The organism is Microbacterium oryzae (assembly GCF_030406385.1).
GTDB lineage: Bacteria > Actinomycetota > Actinomycetes > Actinomycetales > Microbacteriaceae > Microbacterium > Microbacterium oryzae_A.
The window spans coordinates 223,293-238,685 of record NZ_JAUEPM010000001.1 but is presented as its reverse complement, the minus strand read 5'-3'; the positions used below and the strand labels follow the sequence as shown (position 1 = coordinate 238,685).

Here is a 15,393-nt window from a genome sequence, read left to right as displayed (position 1 = left end):
GAAGAGGGCGCCTGGTCGAGGTACTCCCGCAGCCACTCGATGAGCTCGTCGACGTCGGTCGCGCCGACGACGGAGAGCAGGTCGCGGACCTCGGACCAGGTGAGCATAGGGGGGACTCTCGGGATGTGATCTGGCTGTAAACGGAGCGGATCGAGCAGGACCGAGCAGGACTCGACAGGACCGGCGAGGCGATAGCGAAAGGGGCCTCCTTCCCAGTGGTGGAGCGGAAATCCGCGTCATCACTAGGGGAGGAGGCCCCCGCCGTCGAAGTGGCTAGATCACACGCCGAAGTACAGCTCGTACTCGAAGGGGTGAGGGCGCTGCGCGAGCGGCTTGATCTCGTTCTCCTCCTTGTACTCGATCCAGGTGTCGATGAGCTCCTGCGTGAACACGCCGCCCTCGAGGAGGAAGGCGTGGTCGTCGCGAAGCGCGTCGAGCGAGTCCTGGAGCGAGTTCGGCACCTGCGGGATGTTGCGGGCCTCCTCAGCGGGAAGCTCGTAGAGGTCCTTGTCGACCGGCTCGTGCGGCTCGATGCGGTTCTTGATGCCGTCGAGGCCCGCCATCAGCTGCGCGGCGAAGGCGAGGTAAGGGTTGCCCGAGGCGTCAGGTGCGCGGAACTCGATGCGCTTGGCCTTCGGGTTCGAGCCCGTGATCGGGATGCGGATGGCCGCGGAGCGGTTGCCGGCGGAGTAGACGAGGTTGACCGGCGCCTCGAAGCCCTTCACCAGACGGTGGTAGCTGTTCAGCGTGGGGTTCGTGAACGCGAGGACCGAGGGAGCGTGCGCGAGCAGGCCGCCGATGTACCAGCGGGCGAGGTCGCTGAGCCCGCCGTAGCCGGTCTCGTCGTAGAACAGCGGCTTGCCGTCGGCCCACAGCGACTGGTGCGTGTGCATGCCCGAGCCGTTGTCGCCGAAGAGCGGCTTCGGCATGAAGGTGGCGACCTTGCCCCACTCCTCGGCGGTGTTCTTGATGATGTACTTGAACTTCAGGATGTCGTCGGCCGCGTGCACCATGGTGTCGAAGCGGTAGTTGATCTCCTGCTGTCCGCCGGTGCCCACCTCGTGGTGCGAGCGCTCGAGCTCGAGGCCCGCCTCGATGAGCTTGAGGCTCATGTCGTCGCGGAGGTCCGCCGTCTTGTCGACCGGCGAGACGGGGAAGTAGCCGCCCTTGAAGGGGGTCTTGTTGGCGAGGTTGCCGCCCTCCTCCTTGCGCCCGGTGTTCCACGCGCCTTCCTCCGAGTCGACGGAGTAGAAGCTCGAGTTCTCCTTCACCTCGTAGCGCACGTCGTCGAAGATATAGAACTCGGCCTCCGGAGCGAAGAACGCGGTGTCGGCGATGCCGGTCGAGGCGAGGTACTTCTCCGCCTTCTTGGCGACCTGACGCGGGTCCTTCGAGTAGATCTCGCCGTTGCGCGGGTTGTAGATGTCAAAGACCATGATCAGCGTCTTCGCCTCGCGGAACGGGTCGAGGTACGCCGTCGACACGTCGGGGATGAGCTGCATGTCGGACTCGTGGATGTTCGCGAACCCGCGGATGGACGATCCGTCGAAGAGCTGGCCGACGGTGAAGAACTCCTCGTCCACCGTCGAGGCCGGGATGTTGAAGTGCTGCTGCACACCGGGGAGGTCGGTGAAGCGGATGTCGAGGAACTTGACGTCCTCGTCCTTGATGAAGGCCAGCACCTCGGAGGAATCTTTGAACATCGGGGGCTCCAGTCGGGTCTCGAGTCGGGCGTCCGCGAACGGACAACGGCGCAAACATATGACGGCGGGATTGCCCCGCCGTGTCCCTTATGTTTCCGGCATGTTACACAGCCCCGGTCCTCTAGGCTCATCCGGTGACATCCCCCTCCCACGCCGACCACCCGGGAGCGAGCCTCGGTCTCCCCGCAGAAGGCCCCGGTTCCATCGCCCGCCTCGGTCGCCGCATCATCGGCCTCGTCATCGACTACACCGCCGCGACGATCATCGCCACGGCGTTCTTCGGCTACGACCAGTTCGCGCTGCCGGAGGAGGCGGGCCTGACGCTGTTCGCGCCCATGATGGTCTTCGCCGTGCTCCACATCGTCTTCATCCCCATGCTGGGCGGCAGTCCCGGCCACCGGATCGCCGGCCTGCGTCTCGTCCGCGCCGACGGCGCCTGGACGGGGATCTGGCGCCCGATCGTCCGGACCATCCTGCTCGTCGTCGTCATTCCCGCGGTCGTGTGGGACGCCGACCGCCGCGGACTGCACGACCGGGTCGCCGGAACGGTCCTCGTGCGCCGCTGAGCGCCGGACACGACGAAGCCCCGCCGGAATCGGCGGGGCTTCGTCGTGTCAGGGGCGACTCAACGCGGTCGCTGCGAGCGCACCTTGGTGGGGTCGATGCCCTTGGGAATGGGAAGCGACGCGATGGACTGCGACACGGACTCGACGCGCTGGAGCACGGCCGCCATCGTCGCCCGGTCGATCGCCTTGGGCAGGGACTTGACGGTCTTCGCGAGCTGGTCGATCGGCACCTCGCCGTCGCCGTGGCCGACGTAGTACTCGTGCACCGGCACGCCGTGCGCCACGCGCTGAGCGCGCATCCGCTCGTCGCGCATGAGGCGCGTGAGTCGGCCCTTCGATCCCTCGCCCACGACGACGATGCCGCCGCGGCCGACGGCGCGGTACACCGCCTCCTGCGTCTTGGGGTTGATGCCCACCGGCATGTCCTCGCCGCGCCAGTTGCGGCCGAGCATGTTCGCCAGCACGTGGCCGGCCGCCCCGGGCATCCCGTCGAGCTTGCGGTACATCGCACGCGTGGAGAGGCGCGTCATCGTCATCATCGCCGCGAGGGCGCCGACCATGAGACCGGTGATGCCCCAGAGGAGGATGCCCCACCACTGGGGCTGCAGGAGGAAGCCGACGACGACACCCAGCAGGACGCCGAGCACGATGATCCCGGCGAGCAGCCATCCGATCCACGGGAAGGCCTCACGGGTGAACGTGAACAGTGACCGGATCTGCGAGAAGAAGCCCGGCCGCTTCTCGGTGGGAGTGCTGCGTGCCATGAGAACAAGACTACCGGGGCGCTCCTGTTCACGCGGCCCGACGCCGTGTGCACAGGCGAGCCGGAACCGGCGCGTCGTGCGCTGCGACGCGGTCACCCCGCTGCAGCTCGCGACGGGGCGGCAGGCTGAGGGCATGAGCTGGGGTGGCGTCCTCGCCGGGGAGCGGGAGATCTCGGAGGCGACGAGTGCGTATCGCCCGATTCGCCACGTCCGGCCGCCCGCCGTGCCCATCGCGGGGGAGCTGGCGAGGTGCGGAGACGACGTGGTGCAGCTCGTGCGCGCAGAGGTGCTGGACGACTGGGTGGGATGGCGCGCGGCAGGCCACGCGCACGTCCTCTCGCCGCGGGACATCGTGCTCCTCACCGATGGGCACGCGCTCGTGCTGCCGTGGTGCGTCGCGCGGCTGGAGGTCTGGCTGGCGATGCGCACGGCGTCGGGCTCACCGCCCGCGGGCGGCGAGGTCGTGACGCTGGCGGTCAGCCTGCTGCGCGGTGTCCAGGAGGCGTGGGATGGCCGCACCGGACACGAGCAGGGACCGGCCGGGGAGTGGTGGCTGACCGATGAGGCGCGGCCGATCTTCGCCGAGGGCGCGGGCGAGACGCCGGAGGCTTCGGCGCGGCGCGTGCTGGAGGGCCTCGCACGGGGGTCGGCCGACCGGGTGCTCCGCCGCGTCCTCGAGGAGGCCGTCACGGCACTCGAACGACCGCGCGGCCTTCACCGCGCCGTCGACGCCATAGAGGGGAGGCTCTTCGAAGCGTATGCACCGCGGGCGCTCGCCCTCGAGGAACGGACGGCGGAGGACGCGATCCCCGAGGTCGAGCGACCTGCTCCCTCCGCGGAGGGCGCGGCGCAGGCCGTCGGCGCGTGGCTCGATCGGCACGTGGACGCGGGAGTGGCCGCTCTCGCGGCGGGGGCGTGGGAGTCCGTGGGGGAGATGATGACGGCGGTCGGGCGGCGTCGAAGCACCCGGCGGCCGTCGGGCCCTTCGCGGTCCCGTCGCGCTCCGCTCCTCGTGGGTGCCGCGTGTGCGGGAGCCGTGCTCCTCATCGGAGCGTTGTGGCCCGGGGAGGGAAGCGCCGAAGCCGACGCGCCGATGGCTTCCGACGCACCGCCGGCTTCTGGCGAGCAGTCCGCGATGGTCGAGGCATCCGCGCCGTCGGGCGATCCGTCGGAGCCCACCTCGGCCGAACCCGTCTCGCCGGCGGAGAACACCCCGGAGGGCGCGGCAGGACAGGAGAGCTCCCCGGAGGACGAGACCCCGGAGGAGGAGACTCCGGAGGAGGCGACCGCTCGCCTCGTGGAGGGCGTCACCGCAGACGAAGTCGCGCTCGTGGACGACTTCGGCGACGTCGCGGTGACTCGCATCGCCCAGGACGCCGGGCACCGCCATGTGGTGCTCGAGCGCGTGCAGGGCGAGTGGCGCGTGCGACAGCTCTACGAGACGGCGAAGGGGGCCGGATGAACGACACACGTCCATCCGGCCCCCTTCGTCAGCTGGCTCGGAAGATCAGATCCCGAGGTCGGCGGCGAAGTCGGCCGCCTCCAACCGCGTCTTCACCGCGGAGAGGAAGCGCGCGGCGTCCGCTCCGTCGATCGTGCGGTGGTCGTACGACAGCGCGAGGTAGACGTACGAGCGGATGCCGATCGCCTCGACCCCGTCGACCTTGACCACGCCGGGGCGCTTGAAGACGACGCCCGTGCCGAGGATCGCGGACTGCGGCAGGAACACCACGGGGGTGTCGAACAGCGCGCCACGCGAACCCGTGTTGGTGAGCGTGAAGGTGCCGCCGGAGAGCTCGTCGGGCTTCAGCTTGTTGTCGCGCGTGCGTGCGGCGAGGTCGGCGATCTCGTGGGCGATCTGCGCGAGGTTCTTCGATCCGGCATCGCGCACGACCGGCGTGAGCAGGCCGCGCTCGGTGTCCACCGCGATCGACAGGTTCTCGCTCGGCGGGTACACGATGTTGTTGTCGGCGTCGACCGTGGAGTTCACGATCGGGAACGCCTGCAGTGCCTCGGCGGCCGCGAGCGCGAAGAACGGCAGGAACGACAGCTTGTCGCCGGTCTTCTCGAGGAACGTGCCCTTCACCTGGTCGCGGTACCCCGCGAGCTTGGTGACGTCGACCTCGACCACGGTGGTGAGCTGAGCGGTCTTCTGCATCGACTCCACGGCGCGCGATGCGAGCACCTTGCGCAGGCGCGACATCGGAGCGGTGGTGCCGCGCAGCGGCGACGGCTCGGGCTTGGCGGCCGGCGCGGCAGGGGCGGCCTCGGCGGCTGCCGGAGCGGAAGCGCCCTCGGCGGCCTTCAGCACGTCCTCCTTGCGGATGCGTCCGCCGACGCCGGTCCCCTTGACGGAGGCCAGGTCGACGCCGTGCTGAGCGGCCAGACGACGCACGAGCGGCGTGACGTACAGCTTCTCCTCGCCCTCGGCGGGAGCCTGCTCGGCGGGAGCCTGCTGGGCGGGAGCCTGCTGGGCGGGAGCCTGCTGCGGTGCGGCGGCCTGCGCCTGAACGGGCTCCTTGGCCTCCGACTCGGCGGGCGCTGCCGGCGACTGCGCGGTCTCCTCCGCCACCTCGTGCTGGGGAGCGGGCTCGGAAGCCTGTGCGGGCGCCGGCGCCTGGCCCTGAGGCTGTGCCTGCGGCTGCGCCGCCGGAGCGCCGCTGCCGACGCGGGCGAGCACGGAGCCCACCTCGACCGTCTCGTCCTCCTGGACGAGGATCTCCTGCACGGTGCCGGCGACCGGCGACGGGATCTCGGTGTCGACCTTGTCGGTGGAGATCTCGAGCAGCGGCTCGTCGACCTCGACGCTGTCGCCGACCTGCTTCAGCCAGCGGGTGACGGTGCCCTCGGTGACGCTCTCGCCGAGCTCCGGGAGGACGACGTCGGAGGCGTCGTCGCTCGCTCCGGCATCGGCGGCGGCCGCCGGAGCGGCTTCGGCGGGAGCGGGAGCGCTCTGCTGAGGTGCGCTCTGCTCTGCGGGCGCGCTCTGCTGTGCGGAGGCGCTCTCGGCGGCGGGGGCGGCGGGCGCTTCGGCGGCACCCGAGCCGTCGCCCACGTGGGCGAGCTCGGCGCCGACCTCGACGGTCTCGTCCTCCTGCACGAGGATCGCCTCCAGGACGCCGCTCACGGGGGAGGGGATCTCGGTGTCTACCTTGTCGGTCGAGACCTCGAGAAGCGGCTCGTCCGCTTCGACGGTGTCGCCGACCTGCTTCAGCCAGCGGGTGACCGTACCCTCGGTGACGCTCTCGCCGAGCGCGGGGAGGACGACGGAAGTGCTCATGTCAGGAGTCTCCTTCGGAGTGTCGAATTCTTATCTAGCTTAGTGTCGTCGCGCGCGCCGACGGGCTCAGAGCGCGTGAAGCGGTTTTCCGGCGAGGGCCAGGAAGGCTTCGCCGAGCGCCTCGCTCTGCGTCGGATGCGCGTGGATGAGAGGGGCGAGGTCCTCGGGGTGGGCGTCCCACGCCACGGCGAGCTGGCCCTCCGTGATGAGCTCGCTGACGCGATCGCCGATGAGATGAACGCCCAGGACCGGCCCGTTCTTCCGTCGGATCACCTTGACGAGCCCGCCCGTCCCGATGATCTCGCTGCGGGCGTTGCCCGCGAGGTTGTACTCGGCGGTCTCGATCTCGGCCTCGCCATGCGCGGCGACGGCCTGAGCCTCGGTCACACCGACCGAGGCGAGCTCGGGGTGGGAGTACGTCACGCGCGGCACGTGCGTGTCGGGGACGGGCGCGCTGGCCATCCCCGCGATGCGCTCGGCCACGGCGATCCCCTGCTGGAAGCTGCGGTGCGCGAGCTGGAGGCCGGGGACGATGTCGCCCACCGCCCACACGTTCGGGACGTTCGTGCGCAGCTGCTCGTCGACGACGACGAAGCCGCGCTCGCGGCGCACCCCGGTCTCGTCGAGGCCCACGCCGTCGGTCGCCGGACCGCGGCCCACGGCGACGAGGAGCACGTCGGCCGTGAGTGCGTCCCCGCTCTCGAGCGCCACCGTGACGCCGTCGTCGTCCTGCCTCGTGGAAGCGAAGCGGACGCCGAGCGACATGCCGATGCCCCGGCGCCGGTACGCGCGCTCGAGACCCTTGCTGAGGGTGACGTCCTCGTTCGGGACGAGGTGGTCCAGAGCCTCGACGATGGTGACGTCGGCACCGAGGGAGCGCCACAGGCTGGCGAACTCCGCGCCGATCACCCCGCCCCCGAGGATGATCGCGCTGCGCGGCACCTCGCCGAGCTCCAGCGCGCCCTCGCTCGTGATGATCCGGCCGCCGATCTCGATCCCCGGCAGCGTCCGGCTGTACGAGCCGGTGGCGAGCACGACATCGCGCGCGCGCAGCAGCTCGTCGCCCACGCGCACGGCGGGGCCGCTCTCGAGGCGTCCCTCGCCCGGCACGACGGTGATGCCGCGCGCCTTCAGCAGCCCCTCGAGCCCCTTGTGCTTCTTCGCGACGATCCCGTCACGGTACGTCGCGATGCGCGCGGCGTCGATGCCGAGGAGGTCCGCGTGGATGCCGTAGCGGGCCGCATCGCGCACGGTGTCGGCGACCTCGGCGGCATGGAGGAGCGCCTTCGTGGGCACGCACCCGCGGTGCAGGCACGTTCCGCCGACCTTGTCCCGCTCGACCACGGCGACCGTGCGTCCGAGCTCCGCGGCGCGCAGCGCCGCGGCGTACCCTCCGCTGCCGCCGCCGAGGACGACGACGTCGAAGGAGCGCTCGGTCATCGCACCTCACCGCCCGCGGCGACGAAATCGATGAGCGCACGGACACTGGCGCCGGTGGGGCCCTTGTCGGTGAAGCCGAACGGGCTGGACGTGCTCATCGCGGACCCCGCGATGTCGAGGTGCACCCAGGGGATCCGAGCGGCGTCCTCGCCCTGTCCGCGGCGGCCGATGAAGCGCTGCAGGAAGAGCCCGGCGAACAGGGCGCCGCCCGCGCGGTTGCCGACGTTCGCATTGCGCATGTCGGCCACGCGGGAGTCGAGCTCGTCGGCGATGTGCTCCGGCAGCGGCAGCGCCCAGGCGAGCTCGCCGGTGCGGTCGGCCGAGCGGAGGAACGCGTCGACCGCGTCGCCCTCGCCCATGACTCCGGTGTGGCGGGTGCCGAGCGCGACGATCATCGCGCCGGTGAGGGTGGCGACGTCGACGATGACGTCGGGGTCCTCTCGGCTGGCGGCGATGAGGCCGTCGGCGAGGACCAGGCGGCCCTCGGCATCGGTGTTCGTGACCTCGACGGTCGTGCCGTCGGCCATCACGAGGACGTCGCCGGGGCGGATGGCGCGGCCCGACGGCATGTTGTCGGCGATGCACATCCAGCCGGTGACCCGCACCGGGAGCTCGAGCTGGGCGGCCGCGCGGACGACGGCGAGCACCTCGGCGGCTCCGGTCATGTCCTCCTGCATGCCCACCATGGAGGCGGCCGGCTTCAGCGACAGACCGCCGGTGTCGAACGTGATGCCCTTGCCGACGAGCGCGACGTGCCGCTCGGCGCCGGCGGGCGCGTAGTCCAGGCGCACGAGGCGCGGCGGCCGGTCTGACCCCTGGCCGACGCCGAGGATGCCGCCGAAGCCCGCATCCGCCAGCGCCTTCTCCTCCCACACGGTGACCTCGACGGGGAGGTCCTTCGTGGACTCGATCGCGCGGTCGGCGAGCTGAGCAGGGCTCTGCCACTCGGCGGGCGTCGAGACGAGATCCTTCACGAGCGCGACGGCCTCGGCGCCGGCCCGGACGGCCGCGAGCGCGGCGTCGTCCGCCGACGCGGGAGCGCTCACGATCACGCGGGTGGCGCGGCGGCGCTTGGCGGCCTTCTCCGCGCTGTCCGTCTTGTAGGAGTCGAACACGTACCCGCCGAGCGCGGCGCCCTCGGCGGCGGCGCGCCAGGCGTCGTCCACCTCGGCGGCGACGGCGATGCCGACCGACTGGAATCCGGTGAGAGAGCGGATGGCGGTGCCCACGGCATCGCGGACGGCGTTCGCGTCGGCCTTCTTCCCGAGACCCACGACGGCCAGCGGCAGATCGGCGAACGCGGGCGCGTAGACCCGGGCGAAGGCGTTCCGGGTGCCGGTGAAGCCGACAGCGTCGAGCGCGGGAGCGAGATCGGCCAGCTCCGCTGGGGCCCCGCCGGAGAGATCCGGAACGGCGACGACGAGGGCCTCCGCGCCGTCGGTGGGGAATGCGGAAGGGGACAGCACGATCTCGGGGTACGGCATTCCTCCATCCTAGGTTGGCCGCGGCGGGCGCCGGTCGACCCCGAGCGGTTCATCCGCGCGACTCGTAGCATGGAGGAATGCCCGCCCCTCGAGACCTCTTCGAACGCCTCGCCGACGCCCCCGTGGTCCCCGGCGGGCTGCCACTGGTCGTTCTCCTGACGGGATTCACCGACGCCGGCGGCGCGGTCTCGGGAGCCATCGACTACATTCGCGAGGACCTGGACCCGAGACCCGTCGCGGTGTTCTCGAACGACGTGCTCCTCGACTACCGGGCGCGTCGTCCCATCGTCACCTTCGACAAGGACCACCTCACGGAGTTCCGGCCGCCGCGGCTCGAGCTCTCGCTCGTGCACGACGCGCTGGGGCAGCCGTTCCTCCTCCTCTCCGGCTATGAGCCCGACTTCGTGTGGGAGGCGTTCGCTGACGCCGTGGTGGCATTCGCGCGCGAGTTCGACGTGACCGGGCTCACCTGGGTCCACGCCATCGCGATGCCGGTGCCGCACACACGTGGCCTGGGGGTCACCGTGAGCGGCAACCGCAGCGAGCTCATCGCCGCGCAGTCGATCTGGCAGCCGCGCACGCAGGTGCCCGCGACCGCGGGCCATCTGCTGGAGTTCCGCGCGACGGAGGCGGGGATGCTGGTGGCCGGCTTCGTGCTCCTCATCCCGCACTACCTCGCGGAGACGGACTACCCGGCGGCCACGCTGTCGGCGATCGATCGGATCGCGTCGTCCACGGGGCGCGTGTTCGACCTCGACGGCCTGCGCCGGGAGAACATGGAGTATCTCGGCAAGGTCGATGAGCAGATCGTCGCGAACGACGAGCTGGCGCGCATGGTCACGGGGCTCGAGGAGCGCTACGACGCCTACATCGCCAACCTCTCCGGCGGGGCCGAGGCCAGCTCGACCGGCCTGCTGCACGAGAGCGATCTGCCGAGCGCCGACGAGCTCGCCGCCGAGCTCGAGCGCTACCTCGCCACGCGCCCGAACGGCGACGAGGACAAGCCGAACTGAGCGGGTCCGGGGGAATGCGGGCCGCCCCGCGGGCGTTGGCATCTCTGACTGCAGAGCACGTCTGAGGACGGAGCTGAGGTATGAGAGAATGACTCCACGACCCATTGCCGAGTCCGTGCTGTGAAGGCACGGCACTTGACAAGGGTCTTACTAGTGCCCGAAGACAACCGAGGGCGACGCGCGCAGCGCCGTCGGTGAAAGGCGAGAACGTGACAACTGCCACGAAGGCTTCGCGGAGCACCGCGAAGAAGGACGAGACCGCCGAGAGCGAGGTCGTCGAGGAGACGACGCAGACCGCCGCGGCGAAGAAGACGACCAAGAAGACCGCAGCGAAGGCCGCGCCGGCGAAGAAGGCGAAGGCGACCAAGAGCACGGCGAAGAAGACGTCCGACGAGGATGCCGAGACCGAGAACGACGTCGAGATCGAAGACGTCGACGAGGCCGAGGAGCCGAAGGACGACGCCAAGGGCGAAGAGAAGGACGACAAGAAGCCGGTCGCCGAGCCGCTTCCGACGGGCGCCATCGTCATCAGCTCGACCGACGAGGAAGACGTCCCCGTCTACTCGACGCAGATCACCGGCGCCACGGCCGACCCTGTCAAGGACTACCTGAAGCAGATCGGCAAGGTGCCGCTCCTCAACGCCGCGGAGGAGGTCGACCTCGCAATGCGCATCGAGGCCGGCCTGTTCGCCGAGGAGAAGCTGTCGAAGATGTCGGCCGCTGAGAAGTCGAGCCAGCTCGGCCTCGACCTCCAGTGGGTCTCCCGCGACGGTCAGCGTGCGAAGAGCCACCTGCTCGGCGCGAACCTCCGACTCGTGGTGTCGCTGGCCAAGCGCTACACCGGCCGCGGCATGCAGTTCCTGGACCTCATCCAGGAGGGCAACCTCGGTCTCATCCGCGCGGTGGAGAAGTTCGACTACACCAAGGGCTTCAAGTTCTCCACGTACGCCACGTGGTGGATCCGCCAGGCGATCACCCGCGCGATGGCCGACCAGGCCCGCACCATCCGCATCCCGGTGCACATGGTCGAGGTGATCAACAAGCTCGCGCGCGTCCAGCGGCAGATGCTGCAGGACCTCGGCCGCGAGCCCACGCCCGAGGAGCTCTCCAAGGAGCTCGACATGACCCCGGAGAAGGTCGTGGAGGTGCAGAAGTACGGCCGCGAGCCGATCTCGCTGCACACCCCGCTGGGCGAGGACGGCGACAGCGAATTCGGCGACCTCATCGAGGACACCGAGGCGGTCGTCCCGGCCGACGCGGTGGGCTTCACCATGCTGCAGCGTCAGCTGGAGAGCCTTCTCGACTCGCTCTCCGAGCGCGAGGCGGGCGTCATCCGCATGCGCTTCGGCCTCGGCGACGGCCAGCCGAAGACCCTCGACCAGATCGGCGACACCTTCGGCGTGACGCGTGAGCGCATCCGCCAGATCGAGTCCAAGACCATGGCGAAGCTGCGTCACCCGAGCCGCTCGCAGTCGCTGCGGGACTACCTCGAGTGAGCGGCGAGGCGAACGAGGGCAAGCTCCTCGAGGTCGAGGTGGATGGCGCGCGCTACCAGCGCATCCCGCTGCGCACGCGCGTGGTCATGCCGGGCGACGAGATCGACGCGATCATCGCGGAGTACGCGAAGGATGCCGTCCGTCCGGGTGACCTGCTCTTCGTGACCGAGAAGATCATCGCGATCATGCAGGGCCGCTCGTACATGATGGACGAGATCCGTCCGCGGAAGCTCGCGACGTTCCTGTCGAAGTACGTCACGAAGACGGCGTACGGCATCGGGCTCGGCATCCCCGAGACCATGGAGATGGCGCTGCGGGAGGTCGGCACCCCGAGGATCCTCTTCGCGGCGGGCGTCTCCGCTGTGACGAAACTCCTCGGACGACGCGGCGATTTCTACCGCATCGCCGGCGACAAGGCGCGTGCCATCGACGGCCCGACGCCCGGGACCATCCCGCCGTACAACCGCGCCGTGGTGCTCGGGCCCGAGCGCCCGCGCGACGTCGCCGCGCACGTGCGGTCGCTGCTCGGCGTGGACGCCGACGTCGCCGTCGTCGACATCAACGACATCGGCGGCAACATCCTCGGCTCGACGCTCGACAAGGCGGGGGAGAAGCGCCTCGTGCGCATCCTCCGCGACAACCCGCTCGGCCAGGGGCACCAGTCGACCCCGCTCGGGATCATCCGCAAGGTCTGAGCAGACAGGGCATGACAGCAGACAGGGCATGACAAAGGCGGGCTCCCCTCGGGGGGCCCGCCTTTGTGGTGTGCTCAGAAGCCGATGGCGCTGCGGTAGCGGGGCTTGTGGCCGGTGCGGATGCCCGTCACCGACGGCTTGTTCTCGTAGACGCCGGCGCCCCAGTTGCCCTCGACGAGGACCGGCCCGTCCGGGGAGACGACCACGTCCCATCCCACGTACTGGACCTCGGGCACGACGCGCGCGACCTCGTCGATGAACGCGCGGACCTCCGCCATGAACGGCAGCTGGAAGTCGGCGATGGGGAAGCCGGTGTCGGGGTGCTTCTCGTGCACGTGGCCGTGCGAGTCGTACCCGGCCCCGATCGCGCGGCCGGCGTCGTCGAGCATCGTGTAGAAGCCGCCGAACGACATCTGGTCGCTGACCGCGCCGCGGCCGAACTTCTGCGCGATGGCGAGGATATGGACGTCCTTCTTGTCGTTGAACGCCGTGATGCGCGTGGTGTTGACGGTGCCGGGGCAGACGGCGGCGAGATCGGCGTGCTGCACGATGAGCTGCTCGAGAAGGATCTCGTCGCGCTCGAGCAGGCCGCGGTGGAAGGCCGACCAGTCGTCGACCTCAGCGGCGTGGTAGCGGTGCACGCCGAGCCCCATGTGGCTGACGGGCACCTTCGCGACGATCGTGCCGTGCTTCTCGACGAAGGCGCGGACAGCATCGGCGTTGCCGGCCTCGACGACCAGCCACTCGCGACGGAGGAATCGGTCGAAGCGCCGGTTGAACTCGATCTTGTTCTCGAACACCAGACGATGGTCGGGGTGCGCATAGCGCGCGGCGAGCTGCGCGGAGACCGGGTGCGTCATGAAGGTCGCGCGCTCCTCGGGGCTGAGGATCGCGAAGTCGTAGTCGACGTAGTCCTGGAAGGCGACGTCGCGGCGGGCGGCGGACCACAGCATGTCGGCGACGACGAGCGGCACGGCCTTGCCGTGCTGCTCGTGCACCTCCTTGGCGCGTTCGATCACCGAGCCGACGTCGATGCGGCGCGCGCGCTCCACGAGGTAGCGGAGCTTGGGGCCGGGGCTCAGGCGGGTCGAGGGCATGCGGGCGTCCTCCAGGTGGCTTGCGATGGGCCTGGCTAGTCTAGATCGGGTGACTTCGCAGCGCCTTCGGACCGCGGCGCCCCTCGGGCGCGTGTCGACCTCGGCCCTCGCCGCGAACCTGCACGACGCACCGTCCGGCGCCGTCGGCGACCTGCGTCGCGACGCGTGGGGGCATGGCCTCCTCACGGTCGCCCGCGCCCTGCGCGCGGCGGGCGTCGAGCGGGTGCGGGCGGACGGCCCGGATGTGGCGGTCGTCGAGGAACTCGGGCTCACCGCCGCCGCCGATGAGCCGACGCTGGCCATGCCGCGCGTGCTCGGCCTCCCGGGCTCCGGCGGCGAGCCGGTGCTGTCGCTGGTCGCGCCCATCCTCTCCACCAAGCGCCTCCTCGCGCGTGAGGGCGTGTCGTACGGGTTCATCCACCGCGCGCCGACCGACACGCGCGTGGCGCTCGTTCCCGGCGGCTACGCGCAGGGCGTCGTCCGCGCGCTCGGCAGCCGAGGGCACGTCGACGTCGGCGGGCGCCGCTGCCCCATCATCGGGCGCGTCGCGATGGACGTCTGCGTCGTCGACATCGGCGAGGCTCCGGATGCTCACCCGGGCGACGAGGTCGTCTACTTCGGGGCGGGCGCGGTGCGCGACGAGCTGGGCGAGTGGATTGCCGTCACCGGTCTGACGGGCGGCGAGCTCGCCGCGCGCATCGGCCTCGGCGTCGAGCGGGAGGTGGTCGCGTGAGCGAGCTGCGCATCGACCTGGAGCGCTTCCAGGACAACGTGCGTGCGGTGGCGGAGCGCGTCGCGCCCGCCGATCTCCTCCTCGTCGTGAAGGACGACGCGTACGGGCACGGCGTCGAGCGGATGGTCCCCGCGGCTCTCGAGGTCGGCGTGCGCTGGATGGGCGCGATCGACCTCTCCTCTGCGAGCCGCGCGAAGGCGATCGCGGGCGACCGTGCGCGCGTGTTCTGCTGGCAGACGGCAGGCGGCGACGAGATCGCCGCCGCCCTCGATGCGGAGCTCGAGCTCGGCGTGGGCGACGCCGACTACCTCGAGCGCGTGGCGACGGTCGCCGCCGAGCGGCAGCAGCCCGCCCTCGTGCATCTGAAGATCGACACCGGGCTGCACCGCAACGGCGTGCGGCGCGAGGACTGGCCGGAGTTCGTCGCGCACGCGGCCGAGCGGGAGCGCGAGGGCACCGTGCGTGTCGTCGGCATCTGGAGCCACATCGCCGAGGCCAGCGACGCCGAGGACGACGCCGCGCGCGCGGTGTTCGACGACGCGGTCGCCGTCGCGCGCGCCGCGGGCCTCGATCCCGACGTGCGGCACCTCGCCGCCAGCGCGGCAAGCTGGCATCGGGCGGAGTTCCGCTGCGATCTCGTCCGCATCGGCGCGTTCTGCTACGGCATCCGCTCGGCGGACGGCCCGGAGATCCCCGGCATCGCGCCCGCCGCGACTCTCGTGACCGAGGTCGTCGCCGTGCACGACGGCGTCGTGGAGCTCGGCATCGGCTGGCTGGACGGCCTGTTCTCGACGCTGGCGGGGCGGATGGCCGTCGGCACGCCGGCGGGGCCGCGCGCGCTGCGCGAGGTCCGCGAGACGACGGCCGTCGTCGACGCCTGGGAGGGCGCGGCCATCGGCGACGAGGTGCGCGTGTTCGGACCGGGCGACGCGCACGAGAGCACCGCGACCACCGTCGCGGAGGCCATCGGCACGGTGGGCGAGGAGCCGCTGCTGCGCGTCTCCCCGCTCATCCCGCGCGTCGCCGTCTGAGCCGCACCCGGCCATCCGCCCGGGCTGGCGGCCGCGCACGCGGCCCCGGCCAGCCGCCCGGGAACGACGAAGCGCCCGCCCCCGGAGGGAC

Annotated in this window: 13 protein-coding genes; 7 read left to right on the top strand and 6 right to left on the bottom strand. The window is 71.0% G+C overall.

From position 1 onward, the window contains the following. Positions 1-278 precede the first annotated feature (278 nt). Entirely contained in the window at positions 279-1,703 is a 1,425-nt protein-coding gene (glnA, locus tag QWJ90_RS01190) for a type I glutamate--ammonia ligase (RefSeq protein WP_290105757.1), read from the bottom strand. A 134-nt stretch (positions 1,704-1,837) separates the two neighbouring features. Here glnA and QWJ90_RS01185 point away from each other — a divergent pair, with 134 nt between their 5' ends. Next, the gene (locus tag QWJ90_RS01185) at positions 1,838-2,269 is read left to right on the top strand and encodes an RDD family protein (RefSeq protein WP_290105756.1); all 432 of its coding nucleotides are present in this window, start codon (positions 1,838-1,840) and stop codon (positions 2,267-2,269) included. Positions 2,270-2,328: 59 nt separating this feature from the next. On the opposite strand, the gene QWJ90_RS01180 is transcribed toward QWJ90_RS01185, so the two are convergent. Beyond that, entirely contained in the window at positions 2,329-3,033 is a 705-nt protein-coding gene (locus QWJ90_RS01180; RefSeq protein WP_156240998.1) for a DUF4191 family protein, read from the bottom strand. Between the two features lie 133 nt (positions 3,034-3,166). On the opposite strand from QWJ90_RS01180, the gene QWJ90_RS01175 reads away from it, so the two are divergent. Next, positions 3,167-4,495 (top strand): hypothetical protein, encoded by a 1,329-nt coding sequence (locus QWJ90_RS01175; RefSeq protein ID WP_290105755.1) that lies wholly within the window; start codon positions 3,167-3,169, stop codon positions 4,493-4,495. 45 nt (positions 4,496-4,540) lie between these two features. On the opposite strand, the gene sucB is transcribed toward QWJ90_RS01175, so the two are convergent. The 3 genes from sucB to QWJ90_RS01160 all read right to left on the bottom strand — a co-directional run bounded on the left by sucB (position 4,541) and on the right by QWJ90_RS01160 (position 9,237). Beyond that, positions 4,541-6,313: a 2-oxoglutarate dehydrogenase, E2 component, dihydrolipoamide succinyltransferase gene (gene sucB / locus QWJ90_RS01170; RefSeq protein ID WP_290105754.1), complete on the bottom strand. Its 1,773-nt coding sequence runs from the start codon at positions 6,311-6,313 to the stop codon at positions 4,541-4,543. 66 nt (positions 6,314-6,379) lie between these two features. Then, positions 6,380-7,753 carry a dihydrolipoyl dehydrogenase gene (gene lpdA, locus QWJ90_RS01165; RefSeq protein ID WP_290105752.1) on the bottom strand — a complete coding sequence of 458 codons (1,374 nt, stop codon included), beginning with the start codon at positions 7,751-7,753 and terminating at the stop codon, positions 6,380-6,382. Continuing rightward, on the bottom strand, positions 7,750-9,237 hold the full coding sequence (locus tag QWJ90_RS01160) for a leucyl aminopeptidase (protein WP_290105751.1): 1,488 nt from the start codon (positions 9,235-9,237) through the stop codon (positions 7,750-7,752). The genes lpdA and QWJ90_RS01160 overlap by 4 nt, the downstream gene beginning before the upstream one ends. Positions 9,238-9,314: 77 nt before the next feature. On the opposite strand from QWJ90_RS01160, the gene QWJ90_RS01155 reads away from it, so the two are divergent. From QWJ90_RS01155 to QWJ90_RS01145, 3 genes are all read left to right on the top strand, one after another. Further along, the gene (locus QWJ90_RS01155; protein WP_290105749.1) at positions 9,315-10,250 is read left to right on the top strand and encodes a proteasome assembly chaperone family protein; all 936 of its coding nucleotides are present in this window, start codon (positions 9,315-9,317) and stop codon (positions 10,248-10,250) included. Positions 10,251-10,459: 209 nt separating this feature from the next. Next, complete coding sequence (locus QWJ90_RS01150) at positions 10,460-11,746, top strand: RNA polymerase sigma factor (protein ID WP_290105748.1); 1,287 nt, start codon at positions 10,460-10,462, stop codon at positions 11,744-11,746. Continuing rightward, positions 11,743-12,441: a coenzyme F420-0:L-glutamate ligase gene (locus QWJ90_RS01145; protein ID WP_290105746.1), complete on the top strand. Its 699-nt coding sequence runs from the start codon at positions 11,743-11,745 to the stop codon at positions 12,439-12,441. Before QWJ90_RS01150 ends, QWJ90_RS01145 begins: the two co-directional genes overlap by 4 nt. A gap of 74 nt (positions 12,442-12,515) precedes the next feature. Here QWJ90_RS01145 and QWJ90_RS01140 read toward each other — a convergent pair whose 3' ends face one another. Beyond that, positions 12,516-13,538: a sugar-transfer associated ATP-grasp domain-containing protein gene (locus tag QWJ90_RS01140; protein WP_290105745.1), complete on the bottom strand. Its 1,023-nt coding sequence runs from the start codon at positions 13,536-13,538 to the stop codon at positions 12,516-12,518. Between the two features lie 49 nt (positions 13,539-13,587). Between QWJ90_RS01140 and QWJ90_RS01135 the strand changes: the two genes are divergently transcribed. Next, positions 13,588-14,271 (top strand): alanine racemase, encoded by a 684-nt coding sequence (locus tag QWJ90_RS01135; protein ID WP_290105744.1) that lies wholly within the window; start codon positions 13,588-13,590, stop codon positions 14,269-14,271. Beyond that, positions 14,268-15,302: an alanine racemase gene (locus QWJ90_RS01130; protein ID WP_290105743.1), complete on the top strand. Its 1,035-nt coding sequence runs from the start codon at positions 14,268-14,270 to the stop codon at positions 15,300-15,302. The genes QWJ90_RS01135 and QWJ90_RS01130 overlap by 4 nt, the downstream gene beginning before the upstream one ends. Positions 15,303-15,393 lie beyond the last annotated feature (91 nt).